This window comes from Francisella noatunensis subsp. noatunensis, assembly GCF_009823375.1.
In the GTDB taxonomy this organism is placed as follows: domain Bacteria; phylum Pseudomonadota; class Gammaproteobacteria; order Francisellales; family Francisellaceae; genus Francisella; species Francisella noatunensis.
The window spans coordinates 1-7254 of sequence record NZ_WBSX01000093.1; the positions used below are offsets into that span (position 1 = coordinate 1).

Consider the following 7254-nt stretch of genomic DNA (forward strand, 5'->3'; position numbering starts at 1 on the left):
CTATTATGTTACTTTTTGTCATGTGTGTATTCCTCAGTTAAGAGTTTATATTTTGCAAAATAATTCTATCATTCTGCTGCGAATACACCGCTTATTTCTATATTAGATTTTCATCATACACTAGATTCGAGTATAACTCATATCTCTTATACTCAAAGAAAGTTTTCCTGAGTCTACTTTTAACATCTGAATTATATTATCTATATAGTTATCTAATCTTTTAGACTCTGTCAAAGCTAAATCAATCATTTCATCTTGTTGCTCCTGAGTAAAAGATTCTTTAAATGATTTAACACTACTTAAGGCACCCATTATAGATGCTAGAGGAGTCTTTAAATCATGAGAGACTGAAGATAACATCGATTTTTGTAATCTTCGCTGCTCATCGAGAACTAGAGACTTTTTCTCCTCCCTTTCAAGATTTCTTTTAAGTAATAAATGCGATATATGAGATAGCATACTATTTAAAATCACACTGTCTGTGACTATTTTCTCCACAGCTTCTTCTGAGCTTAGATAAACAGCTATTACACCAAGAACTCTACTCTCTATAACTAGTGGCTCAACCGCCCAGTCCAATCCCGCGAAAGTATTAGTCCCCTTACCGCAACTATCTTTATACTTAAAACTCCACTTTACTGCTGCTAACTCTTTTTGGTTAAAATTTGGATGTTGTGGAAATGCTGAAGATTCTAATTCGCCATTTGAAACACTTAAAAATACAAAATCACACTTAAAATACTCTTCCAAAGCATTTAAAAATATTGGACGTAAATCTTTATCTAAACTTTTCTCATTAAATATCTTTGTAAATCGATATAATACAGAAATATTATTTTCTCGCTCTTTAAGAAGAGTAAATGCTCTTTTTGTACGTAGAATTACATGACTCGAAAATATAACGATGGCCATAAACAAAGCAAATGTAATTATTCCCGCTAAACTAGATATATGAAATACAAAGTTAGGCTCAAGATATAAGTATACATATAAAAATAATCCTACTAGAGAGGATAATATCGATGGTATCAGACCATACCTATACGCACACACAGCGAGAACTAATAAGAAACATAATGTCTGAGACACTAATCCAGCAATATTCAAACTAAAAAATATAAATACTCCCGATATCGCAGTTATCGAGACTGACTTTATAGTATCTAAAATTAACTCTTTTATGTTTATCTTTTTATGTCGCGGTGGCTCTTCGGCCTTACATTCTTTTTTATTTATCGAAACAATATGGATTTGCATTCCCGTATTGTTATTACGAACAACATCATAAACAAGAGATCCAAAAAACCTATCTTTCCACTTAGGGCGTATTGACTTGGCTATAACTAAATCAGTAGCTCCTATAGACTTTGCATATTCTAGTATCGTATCAGAAATCCTATTCCCAAGAATATGCTCAATATTATAACCTAAACTATTTGCTAACATCTTATAGCGTCTGATAACGGCAAAGTTTAATCTAGTCTTTGTAACTTTATTTGGTTTTTGGACAAATATAGCTATTAATCGAGCATTTAATGTTGTAGCTAAAAGCTTACCTTTACGCAGTAAACTAGGTGTTGCTTCATCATAACCACAACAAACTAATACGTATGGTGATGTAGGTATCGCACTGCCATTTTGATACAACTTTCTATATTGTTGAATATCTTGACCAACATGGTTTGCTGCCATCCTAAATGTATAGTCTCTCAATATAGTTAAGTTCGTATACTGAAAATATCTTTCTAACGCTCTATTAATTGCATCACTTTTATAGACTTTACCTTGTTTTAATCTCTTGATAAGCTCTTCTGGACTAACATCTACAACGACAAGCTCATCTGCAGACTGAATAAAATCATTAAGAACAATCTCATTCACATTAGCCTGTGTTAATTGAGTAACTTCGTAAGATAAGCTAGCAATATGCTGAATATTTATCGCAGTATAAACAGAAATGCCTTCGTCAAGAAGCTCTTCGATATCAATATATCTTTTTTTTATTTCGCGATGTCGGCAAATTTGAATGTGGTAATTCATCGATTATTACTATATCTGGCTTTCTTGCTTTTATTGCATCTACATCAAGCTCTTCAAACACTTTACCTCGATATATCACTTTTTTAAGTGGCATTACCTCTAATCCCTCTAATAGAGCTTGCGTATCAGCTCTACCATGACTAACAAGAAGCCCAACTACCACATCTTTGTTATCTTTTTGTAGAGCTCTAGCATTATTAAGCATCACGTAGCTTTTACCAACACCAGGGGCATAACCTAAAAAAATCTTTAGCTTACCTTTCTTAGATTCTTGACTTTTATTTGCTAGATTTAGTAGTGCATCTACTTTTTGCTGATTATCCATAGAGGCCTTAAGCAATGCTATTAAAGTTGTTGAGAATATTCACAGAATATAATTATATCAGACTAGATATACCTTGAGAATTTTTACCTATTAGTTGTAAAAGAGCTATATTTAATGGTAAAACATTTACAGTAGCCACATTAAAGAGATGCTCTTTAGTATTCTCTTTGATAAGTTTATTAACCTGATCTATAGAAAGGTTATTCTTTTGAGCTATATATTTTGATTGATATAGCACAGCTTGCAAACTTATCTCTGGATCAACCCCACTACCAGATGCAAAAACCAAATCTTCTGGAATAGGCTTCCTAACACCATACTTAGCTTGTAAGTCTTTAATTCTATTTTTAACATCTTGTAACTGTGTCTGATTATTAACTGCATAATTAGTACCACCTGTAGCTAATGGATTATATCCTGATGCTGATGGTCTAGACTGGAACAGATTATCTGGCATAGTTTGCCCAATCAACTCTGAACCAACTACTTTGCCATTATAATAAACTTGTGATCCTGTAGCTTGATTATGTGCGACACCATATCCAATTGCAATTATAAAAAATGGATAAACTAAACCAAGCACAATGGTAAGAAAAAACATCGCCATAAAAGATTTAAATAAGTTTTTCATAAGATTAACTCCTTGCTTAAACTATATGCATAGCTGTTATAAGCATATCTATCAGCTTAATAGCTATAAAAGGTACTATCACACCACCTAAACCATAATATAGAAGATTTCTTCGTAACAAGGTTTGTGATGATGCTACAACATTTTTCACACCAACCAATGCCATAGGTATCAGAAAGATAATGATTAGAGCATTAAATATAACTGCTGAAAGTATTACACTTGTTGAGGAATGTAACCCCATAAAATTAAGCGCACCAAGACTAGGAAATGCTGTCACGAATAATACTGGAATCACCACAAAATACTTAGCAATATCATTAGTTATACTAAATGTTGTCAATGCTCCTCTAGTTACAAGTATTTGTTTACCAATTTTAACTATTTCAATTATCTTCTTAGGATCTGAATCTAGATCAACCATATTTCCAGCTTCTCTAGCTGCAGACGTCCCTGTTGCCATAGCAATACCAACGTCAGCCTGTGCAAGAGCTGGTGCATCATTGGTACCATCTCCACACATTGCAACTGTTTTGCCATCTTTTTGTGCTTTGATTATAAAGTCTAGTTTATCTTGAGGGGATGCTTGAGCAACGAAATCATCAACGCCTGCCTCTGCAGCTATCGTAGCGGCTGTTAATGGGTTATCTCCTGTTATCATAACAGTTTGCACACCCATTTTACGTAACTCTTCAAAGCGCCCTTTGATATGCGGCTTTATAACATCTTTAAGATGGATCACACCCAATAGCTTATCTTTATGAGCCACTGCTAGAGGAGTGCCTCCCTGCTCTGATATCTGCTCTGTTACTTTTCTAAACATTTTTAGAAGACCTTTATCAAGCTTATCTTTAAGATAATTTTCTATTGATGAGATTGCCCCTTTTCTTACTTCAAGACTTTGGTAATTTATGCCACTCATTCTTGTATATGCTGAGAAAGGTATAATTTCAGCTTCAGATATATCTACAAAGGATTGTTTAAACCCAAAACGCTGTTCTGCTAACTTAACTATAGACTTACCTTCTGGTGTCTCATCAACAAGTGAACTTAACCAAGCAGCATGCGCTAACTCATCTGAAGATGTTGCCCCTAAAGCAATAAAATCCGTAGCAAAGCGATTGCCTAGAGTTATCGTACCTGTTTTATCTAGGAGTAATAAATCAATATTCCCTGAAGACTCGACAGCTCTCCCAGATAAAGCAACAACATTAAACTTTAGAAGTCTATCCATACCAGATATACCAATAGCTGATAGTAGGCCAGCTATTGTAGTTGGTATCAATGTCACAAAAAGAGCAATCAAAACAACAGCTGATAAAACTGTATTACTATACATTGCCATGCCATATAAAGAACAAATCGCAAATATAAAGATTAGTGTTAATCCTGACAATAAAATAGTTAAGGCAATCTCATTTGGAGATTTAAGACGCTTTGCTCCCTCAACAAGTTCTATCATTTTATCCAAGAAGCTCTCACCTGGATTAGATGTAACTCTAACTTTGATAGCATCTGAAAGAACTTTTGTACCTGTAGTCACAGCAGAATTATCAGAGCCGGCTTCTTTAACAACAGGTTCAGATTCACCAGTAATAGCAGATTCATCAATTGTTGCCATACCTTCAATAACATCACCATCACAAGGAATTAGAGTATTTGCTTCAACAATAACAGTATCACCAATCTTTAAACTCTCTGCATCTATTTTTGTGACATTACCATCACTTTCAACCCTTAGAGCAAAAAGCTTAGATTTTGCAGCTTTTAGAGTATCAGCCTGAGCTTTACCCCTTCCTTCAGCGATGCCTTCAGCAAAGTTTGCAAATAATATTGTAAACCATAACCATATTACGACTTGTAATGTAAAGCCAATATCTTGTTTATGTACAATTTCTGAAACTAGATATAGTGTACACAAAATAGTCACAACTTCGACACAGAACATTACTGGATTTTTGATCATCTGACGAGGATCACATTTTGTAAAAGACTTCTTTATAGCTGGAACTACAAGTTCTTTTGACAATAAATTAGGAGATTTTTTTGGACTATTGTAAAAAACACTAAGACCGAGAAAATAAAACTAGTTGTATCAAGTGAGCTTATTTCACTCATTTGTGAACTACGTTTTTTCTTAACTAATGATCCTGCTAGCATCATTACAGCAAATATAACTCCAAAACGTCCAATAAGCATACTCAATGCTATTGTAATATTCAGATAGCTAGTATTTGCTGCTAAACCTGCAAAAGCACTACCATTATTATTAGATCCTGAGATATAAGCATAAAGTATCTCTGAAAAACCATGCGCACCATTATTAGTTAATGCTTGATGCACACTTGGAATAACTGCTGCCAAACCTGTAAATACTAATACACAACATGGTGATATAAGTAGAGCAAACATTGTCCATTTCATATCATTAGCTTCGATACGCTTACCCAAAAAGCTTGGTGCTCTACCTATCATCAATGATCCGATAAATACAGCTAACATCAAGAACATAAAGAAGCCATAAAATCCAGCACCAACACCACCAAATATAACTTCACCTATAGCCATATTTAGCATCGCCATCATTCCACCTATAGCAGAATAACTATCCATGACACTATTTACACCGCCATCTGAAGCAGATGTTGAAACAGTATTATATAAGGTTGAGTTAAATATCCCAAAGCGAGTCTCTTTACCTTCGATATTTGATAAATGACCAACTTGCCCATAGATATCTTGGATATTTTTGCTATGTAAAAAATCTAAGCCATGAAGCTCTGATATTGTCATAACCATTAGAGATATCACAAATAGTACTAACATTACTGCAAATATCATCCAACCTTGCTTGGTGTTGCCAACCCACTTACCAAAGGTATAAGTTAATGCCGCAGCTATAGCAAATATTGAAACCATCTGAATATGGTTTGTAATTATAGTTGGATTCTCATAAGGATGAGCAGAGTTTGCATTAAAGAAACCTCCACCATTTGTACCTAAGGACTTAATAGCTTCTTGCGATGCTATAGGTCCCTGAGCAATGACTTGATCACTACCAGCTAAAGTATGTACATGTAAATATGCCATAATATTTTGTGGCACACCTTGGAATATATATACAATAGCGATTATGATAGATATTAGTAGTAAAATCCAAAATATAGCTTTACCCAAATCATTCCAAAAGTTGTCAACTTTAGCAGCCTCATGCTCGCTACAGATCTTATTAACACTATTGCAACACATAACCCAACTGCTGCTGAAACAAAGTTCTGGACAGAAAGAGCAAACATCTGTGAGAAATAGCTAACACCTGTCTCACCACTATAGCTCTGCCAATTAGTGTTTGTAACAAAACTTACTGCGGTATTAAATGCTTGAGAAAACCCCATTCCCTTAATTTCTTGTGGATTAAAAGGTAATAGGCCTTGCAAAAGTAATACTACAAAAACAAAGATAAATGCCATAATCGAAAAGCTTAGTAAACTAAAAAAATAACTTTTCGCTGATTGTTCTTTTTTTGAGCTCTCCCCAAGTATTAATAGATATACTCTTTGAAAAGGCTTTGCAAACCAATCAAGCCATGTTCTCTCATTATTAAATACTTTAAATATATAAGTTCCTAGTGGTTTAGTAATAATCACTAATGTAAATATAAAAACCACAAACAAAATAAAATTATAACTCATAGCTATACTCTCCTATAAGCTAAAATTTCTCTGGATATATAAGCGTAGCTGTCATATATATCGCCAAACTTATCATTGTAATTGCTGAAACAATAATCATATTAACCTCTTTAAACCTATATTTTTAGGAGATAGATTATAATTTCAAGTGATATAAAGATTCTATTATGAACTTTAGCAAAGATATAAATTTTTTATAAAAATTTCTACTATATGTAATTAGTCTGTATTTTTTACTAGATTTGAAATATAAAATTATAATCATAGTAATGACATGAGAGAGTATAAATATGAGAAAGATTTTACATATTAGATCAAGTATTAAAGAAGAAAATTCAGTTTCAAGAAAAATTGGTGATGATTTAATTAACCATTTAAAAAGCACTGACAAGGTGAAAGTTTCAGAGAGAGATCTTGTAGATAACTCTGTAGAACAGCTAGATTGTATTCTGAAAGTTTTAAATAGTTGAAAGAGAGTTCCAAATATAGTTTATTAGGTTTTGACGAAACTAAAATAAACGATAAGGAACTAAAAAATGCCAAAGCACTTAACTCTTTCAAATAGA

2 protein-coding genes and 3 pseudogenes are annotated in these 7254 nt (G+C 33.3%); 1 reads left to right on the forward strand and 4 read right to left on the reverse strand.

What is annotated here, in order from left to right; translation table 11 throughout:
- Positions 1-135: 135 nt before the first annotated feature.
- From F8C69_RS07750 to kdpA, 4 genes and pseudogenes are all read right to left on the reverse strand, one after another.
- Positions 136-2365: pseudogene (locus F8C69_RS07750) on the reverse strand (sensor histidine kinase); the annotation flags it as partial.
- A gap of 52 nt (positions 2366-2417) precedes the next feature.
- On the reverse strand, positions 2418-2996 hold the full coding sequence (locus F8C69_RS07755) for a potassium-transporting ATPase subunit C (protein ID WP_159184798.1): 579 nt from the start codon (positions 2994-2996) through the stop codon (positions 2418-2420).
- A gap of 16 nt (positions 2997-3012) precedes the next feature.
- Positions 3013-5025, reverse strand: coding sequence for a potassium-transporting ATPase subunit KdpB (gene kdpB, locus F8C69_RS07760; RefSeq protein ID WP_159184799.1), 2013 nt, complete (start codon positions 5023-5025; stop codon positions 3013-3015).
- Positions 5007-6688: pseudogene (kdpA, locus tag F8C69_RS07765) on the reverse strand (potassium-transporting ATPase subunit KdpA). The gene kdpB and the pseudogene kdpA overlap by 19 nt, the downstream one beginning before the upstream one ends.
- Before the next feature lie 290 nt (positions 6689-6978).
- On the opposite strand from kdpA, the pseudogene F8C69_RS07770 reads away from it, so the two are divergent.
- Positions 6979-7131, forward strand: a pseudogene (locus F8C69_RS07770) (FMN-dependent NADH-azoreductase); the annotation flags it as partial.
- Between the last annotated feature and the right edge of the window lie 123 nt (positions 7132-7254).

Excerpts from the sequence above, each read along its gene's own strand:
- F8C69_RS07755 (WP_159184798.1), bottom strand. The coding sequence starts at position 2,996 with ATGAAAAACTTATTTAAATCTTTTATGGCGATGTTTTTTCTTACCATT.